18 protein-coding genes are annotated in these 19,150 nt (G+C 41.5%); 3 read left to right on the top strand and 15 right to left on the bottom strand.

The window, feature by feature from the left end; translation table 11 throughout:
* Positions 1 to 32: 32 nt before the first annotated feature.
* From ABPH35_RS01745 to udk, 12 genes are all read right to left on the bottom strand, one after another.
* Entirely contained in the window at positions 33 to 1,412 is a 1,380-nt protein-coding gene (locus ABPH35_RS01745) for an ABC transporter substrate-binding protein (protein ID WP_349988120.1), read from the bottom strand.
* Between the two features lie 45 nt (positions 1,413 to 1,457).
* Positions 1,458 to 2,276 (bottom strand): carbohydrate ABC transporter permease, encoded by an 819-nt coding sequence (locus tag ABPH35_RS01740; protein ID WP_349988119.1) that lies wholly within the window; start codon positions 2,274 to 2,276, stop codon positions 1,458 to 1,460.
* Positions 2,276 to 3,136 (bottom strand): carbohydrate ABC transporter permease, encoded by an 861-nt coding sequence (locus tag ABPH35_RS01735; protein WP_349988118.1) that lies wholly within the window; start codon positions 3,134 to 3,136, stop codon positions 2,276 to 2,278. Before ABPH35_RS01735 ends, ABPH35_RS01740 begins: the two co-directional genes overlap by 1 nt.
* Positions 3,137 to 3,162: 26 nt before the next feature.
* Positions 3,163 to 4,083 (bottom strand): nucleoside hydrolase, encoded by a 921-nt coding sequence (locus ABPH35_RS01730; protein WP_349988117.1) that lies wholly within the window; start codon positions 4,081 to 4,083, stop codon positions 3,163 to 3,165.
* Between the two features lie 178 nt (positions 4,084 to 4,261).
* Positions 4,262 to 5,938: a DNA polymerase III subunit gamma/tau gene (gene dnaX, locus ABPH35_RS01725; protein WP_349988116.1), complete on the bottom strand. Its 1,677-nt coding sequence runs from the start codon at positions 5,936 to 5,938 to the stop codon at positions 4,262 to 4,264.
* Positions 5,938 to 6,435 carry a GAF domain-containing protein gene (locus ABPH35_RS01720; protein ID WP_349988115.1) on the bottom strand — a complete coding sequence of 166 codons (498 nt, stop codon included), beginning with the start codon at positions 6,433 to 6,435 and terminating at the stop codon, positions 5,938 to 5,940. The genes dnaX and ABPH35_RS01720 overlap by 1 nt, the downstream gene beginning before the upstream one ends.
* Before the next feature lie 89 nt (positions 6,436 to 6,524).
* The gene (leuD, locus tag ABPH35_RS01715; RefSeq protein ID WP_349988114.1) at positions 6,525 to 7,130 is read right to left on the bottom strand and encodes a 3-isopropylmalate dehydratase small subunit; all 606 of its coding nucleotides are present in this window, start codon (positions 7,128 to 7,130) and stop codon (positions 6,525 to 6,527) included.
* 2 nt (positions 7,131 to 7,132) lie between these two features.
* Positions 7,133 to 8,515: a 3-isopropylmalate dehydratase large subunit gene (leuC, locus tag ABPH35_RS01710; protein ID WP_368849506.1), complete on the bottom strand. Its 1,383-nt coding sequence runs from the start codon at positions 8,513 to 8,515 to the stop codon at positions 7,133 to 7,135.
* A 1-nt stretch (position 8,516) separates the two neighbouring features.
* Positions 8,517 to 8,786, bottom strand: a complete 270-nt coding sequence (locus ABPH35_RS01705; RefSeq protein WP_368849505.1) for a DUF1294 domain-containing protein — start codon at positions 8,784 to 8,786, stop codon at positions 8,517 to 8,519.
* Positions 8,783 to 9,817: a 3-isopropylmalate dehydrogenase gene (gene leuB, locus ABPH35_RS01700; RefSeq protein ID WP_368849504.1), complete on the bottom strand. Its 1,035-nt coding sequence runs from the start codon at positions 9,815 to 9,817 to the stop codon at positions 8,783 to 8,785. The genes ABPH35_RS01705 and leuB overlap by 4 nt, the downstream gene beginning before the upstream one ends.
* Before the next feature lie 14 nt (positions 9,818 to 9,831).
* Complete coding sequence (locus ABPH35_RS01695; RefSeq protein WP_368849503.1) at positions 9,832 to 11,388, bottom strand: 2-isopropylmalate synthase; 1,557 nt, start codon at positions 11,386 to 11,388, stop codon at positions 9,832 to 9,834.
* Positions 11,389 to 11,952: 564 nt separating this feature from the next.
* The gene (gene udk, locus ABPH35_RS01690; protein WP_349988109.1) at positions 11,953 to 12,582 is read right to left on the bottom strand and encodes a uridine kinase; all 630 of its coding nucleotides are present in this window, start codon (positions 12,580 to 12,582) and stop codon (positions 11,953 to 11,955) included.
* A gap of 154 nt (positions 12,583 to 12,736) precedes the next feature.
* Here udk and ABPH35_RS01685 point away from each other — a divergent pair, with 154 nt between their 5' ends.
* Complete coding sequence (locus tag ABPH35_RS01685) at positions 12,737 to 13,738, top strand: Gfo/Idh/MocA family protein (protein WP_349988108.1); 1,002 nt, start codon at positions 12,737 to 12,739, stop codon at positions 13,736 to 13,738.
* A complete protein-coding gene (locus ABPH35_RS01680) occupies positions 13,716 to 14,801 on the top strand; it encodes a DEAD/DEAH box helicase (protein ID WP_349988107.1) in 1,086 nt (361 codons plus the stop codon). Before ABPH35_RS01685 ends, ABPH35_RS01680 begins: the two co-directional genes overlap by 23 nt.
* A gap of 150 nt (positions 14,802 to 14,951) precedes the next feature.
* Here the strand turns inward: ABPH35_RS01680 and ABPH35_RS01675 are convergent, their stop codons facing one another.
* The 3 genes from ABPH35_RS01675 to ABPH35_RS01665 all read right to left on the bottom strand — a co-directional run bounded on the left by ABPH35_RS01675 (position 14,952) and on the right by ABPH35_RS01665 (position 17,662).
* Positions 14,952 to 16,349 (bottom strand): polysaccharide deacetylase family protein, encoded by a 1,398-nt coding sequence (locus tag ABPH35_RS01675; protein ID WP_349988106.1) that lies wholly within the window; start codon positions 16,347 to 16,349, stop codon positions 14,952 to 14,954.
* Between the two features lie 93 nt (positions 16,350 to 16,442).
* Positions 16,443 to 16,826, bottom strand: coding sequence for a lactoylglutathione lyase (gene gloA, locus ABPH35_RS01670; RefSeq protein ID WP_067086165.1), 384 nt, complete (start codon positions 16,824 to 16,826; stop codon positions 16,443 to 16,445).
* Between the two features lie 143 nt (positions 16,827 to 16,969).
* Complete coding sequence (locus ABPH35_RS01665; RefSeq protein WP_349988105.1) at positions 16,970 to 17,662, bottom strand: phosphoglycerate mutase; 693 nt, start codon at positions 17,660 to 17,662, stop codon at positions 16,970 to 16,972.
* Positions 17,663 to 17,964: 302 nt separating this feature from the next.
* Here ABPH35_RS01665 and ABPH35_RS01660 point away from each other — a divergent pair, with 302 nt between their 5' ends.
* The gene (locus tag ABPH35_RS01660) at positions 17,965 to 19,149 is read left to right on the top strand and encodes an acetyl-CoA C-acetyltransferase (RefSeq protein WP_349988104.1); all 1,185 of its coding nucleotides are present in this window, start codon (positions 17,965 to 17,967) and stop codon (positions 19,147 to 19,149) included.
* Position 19,150 lies beyond the last annotated feature (1 nt).

The raw sequence follows: 19,150 nt of genomic DNA, 5'->3' as shown, positions 1-19,150 counted from the left end.
TATTTCAGTTGACTGAAATAAGGAGTAATTTTTTATTCATTTACCCGAATATATTCAGCCAAAGCCTCATTGCTCTTCGTGCTCAATTCTTCAACCGCTTCATCAACCGATAGTTGTTTCTGGGCAAATCTTCCCATGGTATCTTTGACAATGTCATTCACTTCCCAGTTCACCAAGTCAAACGGTTCTTGCGCCATTGGACTTGATGCCTTCATCTGTTCTAAGGCCACTTTATAATTAGGATTCTTAGCATAGAACTCAACCATAGAATCTAGTTTCTCGGTATTTTTATTTACTGGTATGTAGCCTGTCGCTTGTGACCAAGTCGCCTGAACTTCAGGTGATGTTGCATACTTAATAAAATCCCAGGCAGCAGCTAACTTATTATTATCCCCACGATTATACATAACAAGAGCGCTTCCTCCGACACTAGCACCACTAGTATCACTTGCATGAACTTTCGGAAGAAAGGCTGTTTTCCATTGGAATTTATCGCCAACCAAGTGGTTAATTGCTCCTAATCGAGCAGAAGATAAGAGAACCATAGCATTTAATCCTGATGCAAATTCTTCATTTGGATTATCTTCCAAATATTTATAGCTTCCGGATTGAACAACCTTTTCCCACTCAGTCAAAAATGCCTTTAAGGTGCCATCTTTCCCCATGGTATACTCAGTCATTGGCTGAAGACGCCCACCTTCATTATCTCCCATGAAACTCTTTTCTGACTGACTTACAATAAAGTTGGCAAGCTGGTAGCGGGCAATTTCTGTATTTAAACCTGTTACTCCATCTATCTTACCCAAGTCGGTACTATACTGTGCTAATTCTGCAATAGTAGCAGGTGCTCCAGTATGCCCAGCTTTCTTCAGTAAATCTTCGTTGTAATACAATAGCAAGGTTGAAACATTCATTGGAACTCCCATAATTTTTTCTTTATAGGTAAAGGTCCGCAATAAATGTGGATAATAGTCATCCGTAGTAATGCTGGCATTCTTTGAATCAAAAAATTCTTGTGCTGGTACAATTTCTTCTAGAGCAGATAAACTAGGGATATCGCTGCCTACTGTTTGAATAATATCAGGAGCATTTTCTATATCATCTGTCGATGCAGCCATCTTGACCTTGCTAGCAATTCCCGTATCTTGAAAGACCGGTGTAACAGTCACCCCTTTTTCTTTTCCAACCGTTGCATTGTAATCCGCTACAATTTTTTCTAAAGCATCTGCATTCGGTCCCTTCATGGCATGCCAAAATGTAATATCAACAGGCTTCACTTCATCCATAAGTGTTACCGAATTAGTTGATTCTGATGATTCTTTACCGCTTTCCCCACTTGATCCACAAGCTACTAGTAGCATAGAGGCGCAAAGAGCAACGCCAATTCTTACCATTTGAAGTGTCTTTTTCATTTTTTCTCTCCTTTTGAGATTCTTCTAACCTATGACAACAACTTTCTATCCTTTTACACCACCTGACATCATTCCTTTCTTTATATAGCGTTGGAAACTCAAGAATACAATCACCGATGGTAATAAGATAATAATGGCAGCTGCCATGATAATACCATGAGGACTGGCATCCGGAAAGTTTAAGAGTGTCACAGCTACTTGAGCTGTTCGTTTTTCATTTTGATTCGTAACAAGTAGTGGCCACAGATACTGGTTCCACACTCCCACAAAAGACGAGATAAATGTGGTGACAAGTACTGGTTTTGAGGAAGGAAGTAACACCCTCATAAAGAACATGAAATTACTACATCCGTCCATCATCGCTGCTTCTCTAATCGATTTAGAATAAGACATAAAATACTGCCTCATCACAAAAACATTGACTACTGTTACAAAAAATACAATCATCATACCAAGATAGGTGTTAATCAAGCCTAGCTTAGCAACTGTATGATAATTTTTAATAATCAACAAATCAGCGGGAATCATCATCGTTCCCAAATATAGCATGAATAATAATTTTTTCCCTTTAAATTCAAAAAAAGAAAAGGCAAAAGCTGCTGTACTTGCTGTAAAAAGACGAACGCAAGAAGCGCCAATTGTAATAAGAAATGAATTCAATAAAAAGCGAGCAAGTGGGGCATTCGTAAATGCTGAAATGTAATTCTGTAGATAAAATGTGCTTGGAAAGAGCACAATTTTTCTAGTCAAAATCTCATCTGAATTCATGAACGAAATAGAAAGGGCATATAGTATGGGTAAAATCACAAGTAGACCGAGCCCAACACACATTGCTTGATAGGCAACTGATTTAATGTGTTTCATCAATAATTCACACCTTTCTTTTCATAAACAAAGCTAATCATAACAAACAGAAATGTGATGAAAAATCCAACTACTGAAGCAGCGTACCCAACGTTATAATTTTGATTCACAATGGCTGTGCGGTAGATAAAGGATACAATTGTTTCGGTTGTCCCATTTGGTCCTCCATGCGTCAAAATCAGGGTTAAACCACTTGTAATCATTGTTTTGGCAATAGATGATACTAGTAAAAACAAGAGAGTTGGAGAAATACAAGGAATGATAATTTTATAGACTAACTGCACCTTGTTGACGCCATCAATAATTGAACTTTCCAGTATTTCTTCCGGAATACTGCGAATTGCTGTCAACATAAAGAGAAAATTAAACCCAATATTCAGCCAGATTTCCATTGCAATGAGAGACGGAAGAGCTGTCAATCTTTCTTTAAGCCAATTGATATCTAATCCTAATATTTTGTTAACAATACCAAGGTTCGGATTGAGCATCAGTTGAAAAATCATTGCCATAACGGACAAGGACACTGCCATAGGAAGAGAAAATAGCGCTTCATAGATTATAGAAGTCTTTGTTTTTTTACGAGCTATAATAGCAAGTAGCAATCCGATTCCTAATGAACAAGGAATGGTAATCAAGGCATATTTGATTGTATTAAAAACAGCTTGTATAAACTGTTCATTTTTAAATAGAAGAAGATAGTTTTCAAATCCAACAAATGATTTTCTAACACCTGATGCATTGACAATAAATAAACTATCAATAATATTTTGAACAAAGGGAAAATATGTAAAACTTGCCAACAAAAGCATTGAAGGAAATAAATAGAGAAAAGGCTCCATCTTCTTCGCCATCTTTTTCATGCCGTTTACTCTCCTACTCTACCTTACTAGGAAATCTTTGAAACCTTGTCAAATAAGTCTTGCATCAAGTTATCTCTCTTGACATTATAGACATACTTGATGAAATGCCTGCGAGGATCATAGCTATAGTAATGGTTATCTTGCATAATCGGACTAGTCACAATTTTATCCAGCATAAAATCACCATCTAGTAACCAAGCAACTGGTACAACATCCCATATAGCCCTAGACCAGACTTTTCCTCCATAGGTAATTCTTGCTTCCTCAGCTGTCTTTGAAATCATATAGTCACAGAAAGCATTTTTCCCTTTTAACCAGTATTCCAATTCTGGTCCTGTTGTTGTAAAGTGGTCAATCACACCTTTTCCAGGAAATTGAACCAATGCTACTCCAGAATCTAGTAATACCCTCGCCGCAGCTACATCTTGGCCTGAATTAAAGGAAGTATTGTCATGCCAATCATAACTCAATCCTCCTAGCCACAGTACAACGATTTTATCGATAATTTTAGGTTCCAATAAAATAGCCGAAGCAATATTTGTAGCTGCAGCAATGCCAATCACGTAAAGCGGATTATCTTCCGTATACTGCATTGCTCGTTCAATTAAATCATCTACAGCAGCAGAATGCTGAGGAGTGATTGTATTTTTCAGAAAATCTGTTGATCCACGATAGGTAACTTCTTGATAATCATAATTATCAATCAATTTATACACATTTAAAATCTCCTGATAGCTTCTTTCCATGCCATCTTCTGGACTAACTGAATGATGATTAAAAAATGGAGCAGCATATACAGCTTTTAATGATAATTTTTCCTTAGATTGAATAAGATACACTAAAGCAAACTGATCATCTATCTCGTTATAGGTATCTGTATCTAGCACAACATCAATTTTTCCCTGAGGTTTTTCCAGTTGCTTTAAAATTTTGAGATTGTCAATCATAAATCCCCTCCTTTTAGTAAGCGTTTACATTTTGTATTTTACTCCTTTCCGCATTTTTTGTCAACAAAAACGTGTTTTTTTACAACTTTTTGGCAATTAATTGTTTTTAGGCATTTTTGTTTTCAAAAAAACGCTATTTCTCCCCATCGAAAGAAATAACGTATCTGATTTAATTCCCTCAATCCTCAACAATCGTGACAGTATCCGCCAAGAATTGAAAGGCTTCTGGAACAAGGGATTCTTCTATAGTTTCTGGTGCTACTTCTTTTTGCCCTTTTGCCTTAGCTGAAAATTCTGCACGAATGGCTAGCCAATCTTCGTGTGCAATGGCTAAAATATGAGGTGAAAAACCTGCCGCCTTACTCAAGATATTCCCAAACATAGCATCTAAGTTTTCACGTTTCATCGTTTGTTCCGCATTAAAGGCTGATTCAAAAGCTAAAATGGCATGGTGTTCATTAGCTGCAACAGGCTGAGAACCAACCAATAAAGCCTTGTCTGCCCCAGATAAACTTTCGATAATCTCTCCCCAAGCATTCTGTAAACGAGTCAAATTCTCCCTGGCTAGACTTGGATTATCCATCGCTTCTTGTAAAATAGCATGAACTTTATTAGCATCTGGACGGTATTTTTTACTCGTCTGCGGTTTGCGTGAAACTGGCTTGACTTCTAATGGCTGTTTACTTAGGCTTGCCAATTGTTGTTGCAGAGATTGGACCTGAGCTTGGAGGGCTTGAAGCTGTTCTTTCAGATTGTCTGGAATAACCGCTTGTCCTTGTTTGAGCTCTTGGCGCTTATCTTCTGCCAAGCGAATGGTCATCATTTCCGCATAAATCTTCGGCTGGGGACTAGTCTTGATATCTGATAGCGTGCGCGTGACTATCTCAATCATGGCAAAAATACGGTCTTGCCCCATCTCAAGATTAGCTGTAAAAGTCGGACTGGTATGGGGATTTTCCCCACCTGTCTGCACAATCAACAAATCACGCAAATAATAAAGAACATCTGTCGCAAACCGAACCATGCTTTTACCATTATCAAAAATGGTCTGCAAGTGCTGAAGGGCTGTTGGGGCATCCTGCTTACGAATACTGTCCATATAAGCATCCAGGGCTTTTAGACCAATAGACCCTGTAATTTCCTCTGCGACTTCCAAGGTCAAGACTCGGTCGGAACTCAGACTAAGAGCCTGATCAAGGATAGAAAGAGCATCTCGCATGCCACCTTCAGCTCGGCGGGCAATCATGGAGAGTGCCTGCTCATCAAAGTCGATTTCTTCTTGGCTGAGGATATTGGCCAAATGGCGCGTGATGTCTCCTATCTTAATCGACTTGAACTCAAAGCGTTGCACCCGAGATAAAATGGTCGCCGGAATCCTATGCAACTCAGTCGTTGCAAGGATAAAGACCACATTTTCTGTTGGCTCTTCTAAGGTTTTCAAGAGAGCATTAAATGCCCCTGTTGAGAGCATGTGAACTTCATCAATAATGTAAACTTTGTAATGAGCAAGACTTGGAGCATAAGTCGACTTGTCACGAATATCACGGATTTCATCCACTCCGTTATTTGAAGCTGCATCAATCTCAATCACATCTTCCAAGCTTCCATCGGTAATAGCTTTACAGATGTAGCAGTCATTACATGGTTCGCCACCTACTTGGTTGGGGCAGTTCATGGCCTTGGCAAAAATTTTTGCAGCGGATGTTTTTCCTGTTCCACGAGGACCGGAAAAGAGATAGGCATGACTGATTTTTTCTTGTTCAATGGCCTGCTTGAGAGTTGTCGCTACTACTTCCTGGCCAACCATTTCTCCAAAGGTTTGGCTACGATATTTCCGGTAAAGGGCTTGATACATTAGTTCTTCTCTCCAAACATGGCAAAATTCCAATCCGTTCCCTCTACCAGAAGGGCAACAAAGCGTTCTAGGTATTCCTTGTCAATTGCATCGTAATCCGCTACTAAGCGAGAATCAAGATCCAGAACTCCTAAGAGTTGCCCATTTTTCATCATAGGAACAACAATCTCAGATAAGGCTGCCGCATCGCAGGAAATATAGTTGGCATGGGTGCGGACATCGTCTACAATCATCGTCCTAGCTTCCTCAGCTGATTGGCCGCAAACACCCTTTCCAAGAGCAATATGAACGCAGGAAACGCCACCTTGAAAAGGCCCTAAAATCAACTCCTTACCGTCAAACAAATAAAAACCTGTAAAGACGGAATGAGGTAGAGCTTGATTGAGCAGGGCAGAGGCATTGGATAGGTTTGCGAGCGCATTGCGTTCACCATCTAGAAGACCTGCTAACTGGGCTAAGAGTAAGTCATAGGTTGATTTTTTTTCTTGTTCTAACATACTTCTTATTATAGCACAAAACGGGACAAAAAGAGGGACAGAGTCTTTCATTTCATGCGAAATTCTCTTTCCCTCATCATTTTCTACTTCTACTGCTTTTCATCCTCTCTCCAATAAGCTGGTCGATTGCGTTCGTAGGCTGCAATCAAATCCTCATATTGAAGAGTAATACCAATATCATCTAAACCGTTTAGGAGCTTGTATTTCCACTCGCTATCAATATCAAAATGAAAATCGCCAACTGGTGAGATAATTACCTGTTTTTCTAGGTCAACGGTCACCTCATCATCAGGGCTAAGCTTTGCCAATTTCTCTCGCACCTCTCGTGGCTGGACAATCGGCAACATGCCATTATTTAATTCATTGTTGTAATGAATATCCCCAAAAGAACCTGCAATGACAACCTTAAAACCATAGTCAACTAAGGCCCAAGCTGCATGTTCTCGCGATGAACCAGCCCCAAAATTGTCACCTGTCACCAAAATGGTCGCTTTGCGGTACTCCTCTTGATTAAAAATAAAATCAGGATTTTCCGTATAGGCATGATCTAGGTAGCGCCAAGCATACATCAAATACTTACCAAAACCTTTTTTATCAATCAGCTTCAAAAATTGCTTGGGTAGAATTTGGTCCGTGTCAATATTGTCATTCATCAGCGGGACAGTTGTTCCTGTGTAAATGGTGAATTTTTCCATATTTATTCTACCTCCGCCAATTTTCTCACATCGACAAAGCGCCCAGCAACCGCCGCCGCTGCTGCCATGGCAGGACTACATAGGTGTGTTTTCGCTCCAAATCCTTGTCGGTCTTCAAAATTTCGATTGCTAGTAGAAGCACAATGCACCCCTTCTGGCACCTTATCTGGATTCATTCCCAGACACATGGAGCAACCTGGATCTCGCCATTCAAAGCCAGCTTCTAGGAAAATCTTGTCCAAGCCCAATTTTTCAGCTGCCCGCTTAACAGGTCGACTACCTGGCACAACAATGGCTGTTAGATTGGGAGCGATGGTCTTACCCTTGACAAATTTGGCGGCTAGTATCAAATCACTCAAGCGCGCATTGGTGCAAGAACCAATGAAAATATAGCCCAACTCAATGTCTTCAATCTTCTGACCAGGACGTGTCCCCATATAATTGTAGGCTCGTTCATCGTTCAGATCCTTAATCGCTGGAAATAGCTCATCAAAGGAAACACCCATAGACGGATTGGTCCCCCAAGTCACCATAGGAGCAAGGGTTGAAACATCCATACAAATAACCTTATCATAGATAGCATCCTCATCTGATACTAAGGTTTTCCAGTCTGCAATGGCAGCCTCCATATCTGTTGGTGCATTGGCTGTTTTTCTGACATAGTCAAAAGTCGTTTGGTCAGGATTCATCATGCCGATTTTTGAACCAAATTCAATGGACATATTGCAAATGGTCATGCGCTCTTCCATACTGAGGCGCTCTACTGCGTCCCCACGGTATTCCACCGCATAGCCCACTCCTAAACCAACCCCGTACTTAGCAATCAGGGCTAAAATATAATCCTTGGCATAGACTCCTTTTTGCGGACGACCGACAAATTCAACCAAGAGTTTTTTGGGTTTAACCTGCCAAATAGTCTGAGTGGCAAAGACATGCTCAACTTCACTGGTTCCAATGCCGAATGCCAAGGCCCCAAAGGCACCGTGGGTCGCTGTATGACTATCGCCACAAACAATGAATTTCCCTGGCTGGGTCCGACCTGTTTCTGGCCCAATCATGTGGACAATTCCCTGAAGTTCTGAGCCATGGTCGGCACAATCAATACCAAACTCGGCCACGTTTTCTGCCAAGGTATCCATTTGCGCCTTTGAAATCACGTCTCTGATATCATAGATATTGACGGTTGGCACATTGTGGTCAAAGGTTCCATAGGTCAAATCAGGTCTTCGCAAGCGCCTGCCAGCCTCACGTAAGCCTTGAAAGGCCTGAGGACTCGTTACCTCATGGATGTAGTGCTGATCAACATACATAAGTTGAGGCTGTCCTTCTTTTCCTGTAACGACATGACGTTCCCAGACCTTATCTAAAATCGATTTTCCAGCCATGCTATCTCCCAATCCAATAAATCAACAATCCGTCTATGATAAGGCCAAGTAGCCACGCTAATTGGAAATACCATTTTTTCGTCTTATGACGAAAACGAGTTCCACCTGCCCAAGCTCCTAGGCCGCCACCAAGAATACTCATCCCCAATAAAGTCTTTTCAGAAATCCGATAGGCTTGGTGCTCTGCCCTTCTCTTATCCATTCCATACGTTACAAAGACAACTAAATTCCAGACCATAAGGGTCATACTAATGATTTGTTTTCCTGTCATAAGTGTGTGATAATCGCTTCTACTGCTTCAAGAGTAGAAGCATTTCCTCCTAAATCTTTGGTCACTATACCTGCTGCAAAGCTTGCTCCAACTGCTTCTTCAATTTTTCTTGCGGCAAGCTCTTCCCCAAAACTCTCGCGTAACATCATGGCTACCGATAAAATCATACTGACGGGATTAGCAATGCCCATTCCTGCAATGTCAGGAGCAGAGCCGTGAATCGGCTCATACAGACTCGCTCCTGTTCCGTGACTGGCTGATGGCATGACCCCAAGAGTTCCTGACAAGACACTAGCCTCGTCTGACAAAATATCACCGAATAAATTTTCTGTGACCAAGACGTCAAATCTAGCAGGATTGGTAATCATGAGCATAGCTGCACTATCGACCAATTGGTGTTCCAAGGTTACATCAGGATAGTCTTTAGCAACCCTATCTGCTACTTGTCGCCATAATTTTGAGGTTGCAAGGACGTTTTGTTTGTCAATGCTGGTTACTTTTTTATTTCTCGTTTGGGCTAGTTCAAAGGCCTGACGCATGATTCGCTCAATTTCTACAACATGGTACTCATTGATATCACGTGCTATTTCCTCTTCAAGCCTATGTTCTCCAAAATAAATCCCACCTGTCAACTCACGAACCACGACAAAATCCACATCTGCAATGCGTTCTTCCTTTAACGGCGATAAGTGCTTCAGAGTAGGCCAAATCGTGACCGGACGAATATTAGCATATAAGCCAAGTTCCTTACGTAGCAAGAGCAAGCCCTGTTCTGGTCGAATAGAAGCCTGATCGTACTGGGGACTTCCAATTGCAGCAAGGAGGACTGCATCTGCCTGCCGACAAGCCTTTAGAGTAGCTGGGGGAAGAGGATGTCCTTCTGCATCAATTCCTGCACCACCGAAGTTTTTCTCAATAATGTCATAGTCAAAAGAAAGTTGAGCTTTCACCGCATCAAGCACCCGCAATCCTGCCTGCATGATTTCAGGTCCAATCCCATCTCCAGCTAGGGCAACGATTGTTTTTTTCATAGCTTCCTCCTTGACTATTCCAGCATATCACGATACGAAACACTTTGTCCAATACTGCCTTCATTTTCTTTTTGGACAAAGATGTTGGCATGGATATAGGCAATGGCACTCGCTTTTAAGACATCAAAGTCCAGTCCTGAGGCATTGAAAATCGTTTCCGTTGCTTGATTTTCCACCGTCACTAATACACGCGCCTGCGAGTCAATACCGTCTGTCACGGCCTCAATATTATAAGACAAGAGCTTGACCTCTTGATGGAAGAAGTCATCAATAGCATTGAAAATCGCTTCGACACTTCCCTTACCAGTTGCTTGGCATTCTACCTCTTCTTGATCTTCATTGACAAGACGAACAGTCGCCACCATACTATCACCCTCTACAGCAAGTGTCAAGTCATCAAAGTGGAAGCCTTCTGGATTTTCTACCGTAACTCCTGCAATCAAGGCACGAATATCAGCATCAGTAATCTCTTGTTTTTTATCGGCCAAAGTCTTAAATTTCGCAAACAATTCATTGATTTCTGTCTCATCAAAATCAAGCGCCAATTCTTTTAATTTCTCCACAAAGGCATGGCGACCTGAAAGTTTTCCAAGTGGCAAGCTATTACTCTTGACACCGACCAGTTCTGGCGTGATAATCTCATAGGTCAGTGGATTTTTTAACACACCGTCTTGGTGAATACCAGACTCATGCGAGAAGGCATTTCCACCAACCACAGCCTTATTTTTAGGAATGGCAATCCCAGAAAAACGAGATACCATTTCTGACGTGTTGATGGTTTCATTCAGAACAATATCCGTTTCCACCTGATAATAATCCGCACGAATATTTAGCGCAACGGCCACTTCCTCCAAGGCTGCATTTCCTGCCCGCTCACCAATACCATTAATCGTACCTTCAACACGACCAGCTCCATGTTTAATAGCAGATAGGCTATTTGCCACCGCCATTCCCAAATCATCATGGCAATGAGGACTGAAAATAATCTCACGATCCGATTTTACCTGTTCAATGAGGTATTGGAAGATATGACCATATTCTTCTGGTGTTGTGAAACCAACGGTATCTGGAATGTTAATGTAAGTCGCCCCCGCATCCACCGCCGTCTGAACCACTTCTAACAGAAAATCCAATTCCGTCCGTGTTCCGTCCTCTGGTGAGAATTCGACAATCTCGAATTTGGAACGTGCATAGCTGACATACTCTGCAATGGTCGCAAGAATTTCTTCCTTGGTCTTTTTCAGCTTGAATTCCCGATGAATCGGACTGGTCGCAATAAAGACATGAATCTGTGGATATTTTGCTTCTTTGAGTGCTTCATAGCAGACATCAATATCCGACTTGACTAGACGAGCTAGACCTGTCACTGCCGTTTTTGTCATTACTCTTGCGATCTCTTTTACTGCTGTAAACGAATCTGGACTGGCCGCAGGAAAACCTGCTTCAATAGCTGAAATTCCCCATTTTTCCAATTGCTTGGCAATGGCAATCTTTTCTTTAATCGAAAAATTCACTCCCGGTGTTTGTTCTCCGTCACGAAGACTAGTATCAAGAAATTCAACCTTACGCATCTCTACTCCTCTTTCTCTTCTAAATAAAATAAAAACATCTCACTTGCCCAAGCGAGATGTGGTAACTCCCGCTTGGTAAGCCAAACAGGACTAACGCTTTTTCTGCACTAGCCCCCTCGTCGCAACAATAAGTTCATAGACGAAACGAATTTCATTTGACTTTCTCCTTGTAGATGAATAAGTATATTATACCATTTTTCTGAACTTTTGCAACAATTTTCTGTATTGTTTCAATTATCAGATAATTTATCATAAAAAAACGGATGACATCCGCTCAAATCAAAGAAAAAGTTCTTTGTGATACTTTTCTTAGGTGGTTCGGACGGTAGCGACTTCCTGCAGAATTCCATACCTAAATGTTGAGCCCCTAGTCTCAACATTTCCGAGGAGCGTCATTCCTAGTAGTGACGCTCCTTTTACCACAGCGAAAAGTATCTGACAAGGCTCGCTCCGCTCGCGAAAATCGAAAAATCGAATATTACGTTAGCAGAGTTTTTTCACTTATTTAAACAAATTTTAGGTCTGTCTAGGTTCTGAACGGAGTACATCCGCCTTCTGTCTCTACTAACCACGACTACGCAAGATGCTTTCTACCTTGGTATTGATCAAATCAATGGCTACGACATTAGATACCCCTTCTGGAATGACAATATCCGCATAGCGCTTGGTTGGTTCAATAAACTGATGATACATAGGCTTCACGACACCGAGATACTGCTCAATGACACTATCAAGGCTGCGGCCACGTTCTTCCATATCCCGCTTAATCCGACGAATAATCCGTACATCATCATCCGTATCCACAAAAATCTTAATATCCATCAAATCACGTAAGCGTTTGTCTTCTAAGACAAGAATTCCCTCCACAATAAACACATCTTGGGGTTCTTGGTGATAGGTCTTTTCTGAGCGAGTATGCTGAGTATAGTCGTAGATTGGAATATCTACTGCTCGCCCAGCCAACAATTCACTCAGGTGGTAAATCATTAAATCCGTATCAAAGGCAAATGGATGGTCATAGTTGGTTAAAATTCGCTCTTCAAAGGTCAAGTGCGATTGATTTTTATAATACGAATCGTGTTCAATCATTGAAATACGAGCATTGGGAAAGTTATCTAGAATTGCGCGTGAGACACTTGTCTTTCCACCACCAGAACCACCTGTTACGCCAATAATAATCGGTTTTTGTGCCATGTCTTACTCCTCTATGTTCTTCAACCTATTGTACCATAAAATCGGCTATCCGTGTACTGCTTTTATCTTCGAAGAATAATAGCTGTTCTGACCTTCAGCAATCTCCCACCATTCATGGTATAATAGATGTATTCAGTTAAGGAAAGGGAACACCATGTTACAACTCGGTATTATCGGAACAGGAGCTATTGCCCATCATTTTGTCGCAGCAGCTCATCATACAAACCACTATCAACTAGCAGCTGTCTATTCACGGACTATGGAAAGTGCAAGAGCATTTGCAGGTCGCTATGACACAGATATTCAGCTTTACACAGATATGGCAGCATTTCTCGCAAGTAGAATCGATTTCCTTTATATTGCTAGTCCCAACTCCCTCCACTACGGCCAAGCCAAAGCAGCCCTTCTTGCTGGCAAGCACGTCATCATTGAAAAACCGGCTGTCACTCGACCAGAAGAATGGGCTGATTTGGTGGCAATCGCTAAAGAAAAACAGGTCTTTGTTTTTGAAGCAGCTCGTAATTACCACGAACAGGCTTTTACCGCTATCTCTGACTTTTTAGCGGATAAGGACATTTGGGGAGCCCATTTTAGCTATGCCAAATATTCGTCCAAAATGCCTGATTTCTTAAACGGAAAGACGCCAAATGTCTTTTCTAGTCGATTTGCAGGCGGCGCTCTCATGGACCTAGGTATTTATCCAGTTTATGCTAGTGTTCGACTCTTTGGTGCGCCTATTTCTGCTCGCTATACTGCTCAACAATTGTCAAATACGGTTGACTTAAATGGTTCTGGACAGCTCATTTATCCAAACTTTCAAGTGACCATTCAGACAGGAAAAAATACCAATAGTTCACTTCCTGCTGAAATTTATACCAATAAAGGTACACTCGTCTTAGACACGATTGAACATATAAGCTCTGCTATTTTTCACCCACTAAAAGGAGAAACAGAGACACTTGCCATCAAACAAGCTCCCCACACTATGCTGGACGAAGCAAGGCAATTCGCAGCCATGATTGAGAATCCTCAGCCAGAACTCTATAAGCATTGGTTAGCCGCAGCACAAGCCGTCCACACTACTCTATACCGTATGCGGCAAGACGCCCAGATTCATTTTGAAGGAGAATCACATGAAAACGACACTTCCTGCTAGTTGGCAAAATCAACTGGAACACCTTGGCTTTACTGACTTTACTGCAATTCAAGAACAGCTCTTTGACCCTATTAGAAGCGGAGAGACAGTCCTTGGTATTAGCCCAACTGGAACTGGTAAAACCTTGGCCTACTTGCTGCCTAGCCTTTTGAATCTCCAGCCTAAAAAAGCCCAACAATTACTCATTTTAGCTCCCAACACAGAGCTAGCCGGTCAAATTTTTGATGTTTGTAAAACCTGGGCCGATCTCTTGGGACTCCAAAGTCAACTCTTCTTATCTGGTTCAAGCCAAAAACGGCAAATCGAACGCTTGAAAAAAGGACCTGAAATTCTTATCGGAACCCCCGGTCGAATCGTTGAACTTATCAAATTGAAAAAAATCAAGATGATGAATGTCAATACCATTGTCCTAGACGAATTTGACCAGTTGCTCAGCGATTCTCAATATCCTTTTGTAGATAAAATTTGTCGCTACGCGCCACGCAATCACCAGCTGATTTATATGAGTGCAACGAATAAGGTAGATGTTAACAAATTAGCTCCAGCAACCCGTACCATTGCGATTGACAATATGGAATTAACCAATATCCAGCATTTCTATCTGCAAGTAGAAAAGCGTGAAAAGGTCGAATGGTTACGCAAACTTGCCCATGTAGAAGATTTCCGTGGCCTTGTCTTTTTCAATTCCTTATCTGATCTTGGCAGTGCCGAGGAAAAACTGCAATACCGAGGTGTCGAAGCTGTTTCGCTTGCTAGCGATGTCAATGTCAAGTTTCGTAAGGTTATTTTGGAAAAATTTAAGGACCATGCCCTCACACTGCTTCTTGCAACGGATTTGGTAGCACGAGGAATTGATATTGATACTCTTGAATGCGTTGTGAATTACGAAGTTCCACGCGACCAAGAAACCTATACCCACCGTGCAGGACGAACTGGTCGTATGGGGCAGGACGGCTTTGTCATTACCCTCATCAGTCATCCAGAAGAACTCAAATCACTCAAAAAATACGCCTCGGTACAGGAAATCTTTCTCAAAAATCAACGCCTATATGTGGAGAAATAGTACTGCTAGGAGTAGGACAAAATCGATGTCCTTGAAATTACGGCAGAACCCTAATTTCTTTTCTCTATCTCCACTCAAAAAACCGAAAGACAAACTACTGAACTGTAGCTACTTGCCTTTCGGTTTTTAATTATATTCTGTCTATAGCATCTATTCCCCAGGGCGAGAGGACTGCTGATCATAGTAAATCAACTGCGGATTCAGATTTTTTCCGAGTAATTCACTAACCGTTACAGATTCGTAACCCTCTCCTGAGAGATAGTCCAATACAGATGCCAGCGAGTCAACCGTTGGCTGATGAATATCATGCATCAAGATAATGCTACCTGGATAGGTACAGGCTTTCACTTCACCTAGGATAGACGTAGCGTTGCGGCTCTGCCAGTCTTTTGAATCAACTGACCAGTAAATAACCGGCAACTGCATGACAGACATAACCGCTCGGTTTACTGATCCATATGGTGGGCGCATCATCTTCGGTTCTTGACCGATAACCTTTTGAATAGCCTCTCTCATTTGATCCATTTCTTGCTTGACTTGGTCCCCTGATAAGGTTCTCAGATCCGCATGATCCCATGTGTGACTAGCGACTTCATGACCCTCCGCAACTATTCGTTTTAAAATCTCTTCATTGCCTGCAATATTCTGCCCAAGAACAAAGAAGGTTGCTTTGGCCTTGTATTTCTTTAAAATATCAAGAACCTGTGGGGTCGTAATCGCACTTGGCCCGTCGTCAAAGGTCAGGGCAATCCGTTTCTGATGTTTTTTCGCTTCTTCTTCAGCTTGATAAGTTGCATAGGCTTGCTGATCTTCGCTAGCTAGGTATTTTTCCTTCACAATTCCAAAAATCGCTGCAATTGGTAAAGTTAGTTGCTTAATCTGGAATTCCTTTTCAGGCAAGTCTATCATCAGCTGACTCTGCTGATAGGAAAAGGGATAGTCTGCTAAATTGCTGGCCTCAAATTGACCGATAATCTTCTCAATCTCTGCATCTATCAGTTGCTTAGTTGCCAAATCAGACTTCAACTGTGCACTAAAAGCTACCTGCAATGATTGACTATCTGTCACAAATGTCTCTAAAGTAAAGGGCTGATTATCCTTGGTGACTAGTACCGTTTCTCCCTTTTCACTTTCCGCTGATGAAATCGAAAAGGGATTGATTTGATAGCGCTCTGATTGGATTTGCTTGCCTTCTACATCTGAAAAATTGGTCGGTATATCTTTCGTTGATACAAAAAAGAGTTCTTTAATTTTTCCACTAGGCTTCTTTGTTCCCACTTTCTCAGCTACATAGTCTTCTATTTTCTCCTTCATGGCAGCATTGGCTTGGCCATTACTATCTTTGGGAATCCCTGCTTCTACATGAGTCGTATCAATATTTCCAGACTGAATAACATACTCTTGCTTATCTAGTATAGTTGTCTGTTTTTCTAAAATAAATCGTGCTATCTTCTGATCTTGAAAACGAGCAAAAGCCTTCACACCTAAAACTGGAGCAAGCCCTAACAAAATGAGACTTGCAACAAGAAGAATGATTCCTTTCTTCATTTTCTTCCCCCCATATTTTCCTTTTCTCCATCTCTCATTTTGCGTACGAAAAAGGCAAGATTCTACCTCTTATCCGATTCTTGCCTATAGTGTTTAATCTGCGCGAATAACTTCTACCCGATAACCATCTGGATCTGTTACAAAATAGTACCGTCCCGGATTCCCTGGTAAGCCTGATAAATCCGTGGTTGGATAGCCTAGCGCTTTGTGCTTTGCATTATCTCCTTCTAAATCATCCGAAGAAAGGGCTAAATGTGAAAACCCATCTCCAACCACATAAGGTCCGTGGTCATAGTTGTAGGTTAGTTCAATTTCAAATTCATCTCCTGGAAGTGCCAAATACACCAACGTAAACTTGTGTTCTGGATAATCCTTCCGACGTGTTTCCTTAAAACCAAAAGCTTTTTCATAAAATTCCTGAGATGCTTCTAAATTCTCAACACGCAAACAAGCGTGCAACATTTTTTTACTTGCCATGTCAATCTCCTTTTCCTAACTACAAATTAGTATACCATAAATAATGTCATTTTTGGGGCTACAAATAAAAAATTTAAAAAACGCCTAGAAAAATCTAAGCGCTTATTTGTTGAGGATTTTCTTCCTATTGAATCACCAATATCTTATTTTCCAAGATAGTATTCAGCAACTACGTTTAATTTTTCGTCAAACTCAAATACAAGTGGTGGGAAGTTTGGAATTTCCACATCCATGATTTCATCGTCTGACAGGCCTTTGATGTGTTTCACAAGAGCGCGGATTGAGTTCCCATGTGCCCCTACGAATACGTTTTTGCCGTCTTTTAAAGCTGGAGCAATTTTATCTTCCCAGAATGGAAGGGCACGCTCAAGCGTTACTTTCAAGTTTTCAGCATCTGGAATCACTGAATCGTCAAGGTGAGCATAGCGACGGTCTGTATGTGCTGAGTGCTCATCATCTTTTGCCATATCTGGAGGCAATACATCATAAGAACGACGCCAGATGTGCACTTGCTCATCACCAAATTGTTCTGCTGCTTCTGCCTTGTTTTTACCAGTCAAACCACCGTAGTGACGCTCGTTCAAACGCCATGATTTTTCAACTGGAACCCACAATTGGTCTGCTGCTTCAAGAGCAAGGTTGGTTGTTTTAATCGCACGTTTCAAAACTGAAGTGTAGGCTTGGTCAAATTCGATACCAGCTTCTTTGATCAATGTACCAGCGTCGATTGCTTGTTGTGTCCCTTTTTCAGACAAGTCAACATCAGCCCAACCTGTGAAAAGGTTCGCTTTGTTCCATTCAGACTCACCGTGGCGAGCAAAGACTAATTTTACCATTTGTTTGGTTCTCCTTTTATTTTTGAGGTTTCCCTCTTCTACCTTTCTATTCTACACAAAAAGCAAGAAAAAAGCTAGCCCTATCGAAATCTGTTTGCGCTTACATTTTATCAGGGTAAAAAATCAGACTTAAGACGGAGATTTATCCCTATTATTTAGCTTAAAAAATGGTATAATGGTAAGACTGAATACGACACATTCACAATCATATCTTCATTTTCTCCCTGTTTCATTGCTAAAGGTGCTCAGACACTCTCATTTGAAACAGGAGTTGAAAAACTATATTTTTTATGGGAGTTGACATGACAAAAGTCGCTATCGTATCGGCCTATCGCTCTGCTATTGGCAGTTTTGGAGGCAGCTTAAAAGATATTCACATTGCAGATTTGGGGTCCCAGGTCTTAAAAAAAGCCATCACTGAACAACCTATCCCGCTTGACCAAATTGACGAAGTCATTATTGGAAATGTCCTAAGTAGCGGACATGGGCAAAATATCGCCCGTCAAATCGCTATTAGAACTGGTCTACCAGAGACGGTTTCTGCCTACACAGTCAACAAGGTCTGCGGTTCTGGACTCAAATCCGTCCTCCTAGCAACCCAATCAATCTTGCTTGGCGACAATGACATCGTTGTGGCAGGTGGAATTGAAATTATGAGCCAAGCACCCTATCTCTCCAAACAGAGTCGCTTCGGCAGTAAACTTGGACATATCCAGTTTGAAGATTCTCTTTTGACAGATGGTCTAACAGACGCATTCAGTCAGGAGCATATGGGAATTACTGCTGAAAACATCGCTGAAAAATACGGCATTACCCGTGAAGCACAAGACCGTTTTGCGCTCTCCAGCCAAGAAAAGGCTGCTGCTGCAATTGAAGCCGGACGGTTTAAAAATGAGATTGTACCGATTCATCTGCAAACGCGCAAAGGGGAAGTTGTCTTTGCAGTCGACGAATACCCTCGTCTCAGTCCTCTTGATAAACTGGCCAGCCTACGACCATCCTTCAAAAAGGACGGTACTGTAACGGCAGCTAACGCCTCTGGTATCAATGACGGATGTGCCATGCTAGTCTTAATGTCTGACGATAAGGCTAAAGAGCTGGGAATCACACCTCTTGCTTACATTGAAAGCTATGCTACAAGTGGACTAGACCCCAATTATATGGGACTTGGTCCTATCTCAGCCAGTCAAAAAGCACTAGCAAAAATAAATAAAACAATCGCTGACATTGACTTATTCGAACTCAACGAAGCCTTTGCTGCCCAATCCATTTCTGTCATTCAAGAACTAGGAATAGACCCTACCAAGGTAAATGTCAATGGAGGTGCTATTGCCCTCGGTCATCCAATCGGAGCAAGTGGCAGTCGCATTCTTGTCAGCCTCATTCACGAATTACGAAAACGTGGTGAACATCTGGGACTTTGTTCCCTCTGTATCGGAGGAGGACAAGGAATTTCCCTCATTATCTCAAATGCACAAAAAGGATAAC

The sequence above is a fragment of the Streptococcus handemini genome, from assembly GCF_040984445.1.
In the GTDB taxonomy this organism is placed as follows: domain Bacteria; phylum Bacillota; class Bacilli; order Lactobacillales; family Streptococcaceae; genus Streptococcus; species Streptococcus handemini.
This window is presented reverse-complemented; position numbering and strand designations above follow the sequence as displayed.

Coding starts and splice junctions, on each gene's coding strand:
- gloA (WP_067086165.1), bottom strand. CDS start 16,826: ATGGCAAGTAAAAAAATGTTGCACGCTTGTTTGCGTGTTGAGAATTTA.
- leuB (WP_368849504.1), bottom strand. CDS start 9,817: ATGAAAAAAACAATCGTTGCCCTAGCTGGAGATGGGATTGGACCTGAA.
- ABPH35_RS01695 (WP_368849503.1), bottom strand. CDS start 11,388: ATGCGTAAGGTTGAATTTCTTGATACTAGTCTTCGTGACGGAGAACAA.
- ABPH35_RS01675 (WP_349988106.1), bottom strand. CDS start 16,349: ATGAAGAAAGGAATCATTCTTCTTGTTGCAAGTCTCATTTTGTTAGGG.
- ABPH35_RS01660 (WP_349988104.1), top strand. CDS start 17,965: ATGACAAAAGTCGCTATCGTATCGGCCTATCGCTCTGCTATTGGCAGT.
- leuD (WP_349988114.1), bottom strand. CDS start 7,130: ATGGAAAAATTCACCATTTACACAGGAACAACTGTCCCGCTGATGAAT.
- leuC (WP_368849506.1), bottom strand. CDS start 8,515: ATGGCTGGAAAATCGATTTTAGATAAGGTCTGGGAACGTCATGTCGTT.
- ABPH35_RS01685 (WP_349988108.1), top strand. CDS start 12,737: ATGTTACAACTCGGTATTATCGGAACAGGAGCTATTGCCCATCATTTT.
- ABPH35_RS01680 (WP_349988107.1), top strand. CDS start 13,716: ATGAAAACGACACTTCCTGCTAGTTGGCAAAATCAACTGGAACACCTT.
- ABPH35_RS01740 (WP_349988119.1), bottom strand. CDS start 2,276: ATGAAACACATTAAATCAGTTGCCTATCAAGCAATGTGTGTTGGGCTC.
- ABPH35_RS01665 (WP_349988105.1), bottom strand. CDS start 17,662: ATGGTAAAATTAGTCTTTGCTCGCCACGGTGAGTCTGAATGGAACAAA.
- ABPH35_RS01745 (WP_349988120.1), bottom strand. CDS start 1,412: ATGAAAAAGACACTTCAAATGGTAAGAATTGGCGTTGCTCTTTGCGCC.
- ABPH35_RS01730 (WP_349988117.1), bottom strand. CDS start 4,083: ATGATTGACAATCTCAAAATTTTAAAGCAACTGGAAAAACCTCAGGGA.
- udk (WP_349988109.1), bottom strand. CDS start 12,582: ATGGCACAAAAACCGATTATTATTGGCGTAACAGGTGGTTCTGGTGGT.
- ABPH35_RS01720 (WP_349988115.1), bottom strand. CDS start 6,435: ATGTTAGAACAAGAAAAAAAATCAACCTATGACTTACTCTTAGCCCAG.
- ABPH35_RS01705 (WP_368849505.1), bottom strand. CDS start 8,786: ATGACAGGAAAACAAATCATTAGTATGACCCTTATGGTCTGGAATTTA.
- dnaX (WP_349988116.1), bottom strand. CDS start 5,938: ATGTATCAAGCCCTTTACCGGAAATATCGTAGCCAAACCTTTGGAGAA.
- ABPH35_RS01735 (WP_349988118.1), bottom strand. CDS start 3,136: ATGAAAAAGATGGCGAAGAAGATGGAGCCTTTTCTCTATTTATTTCCT.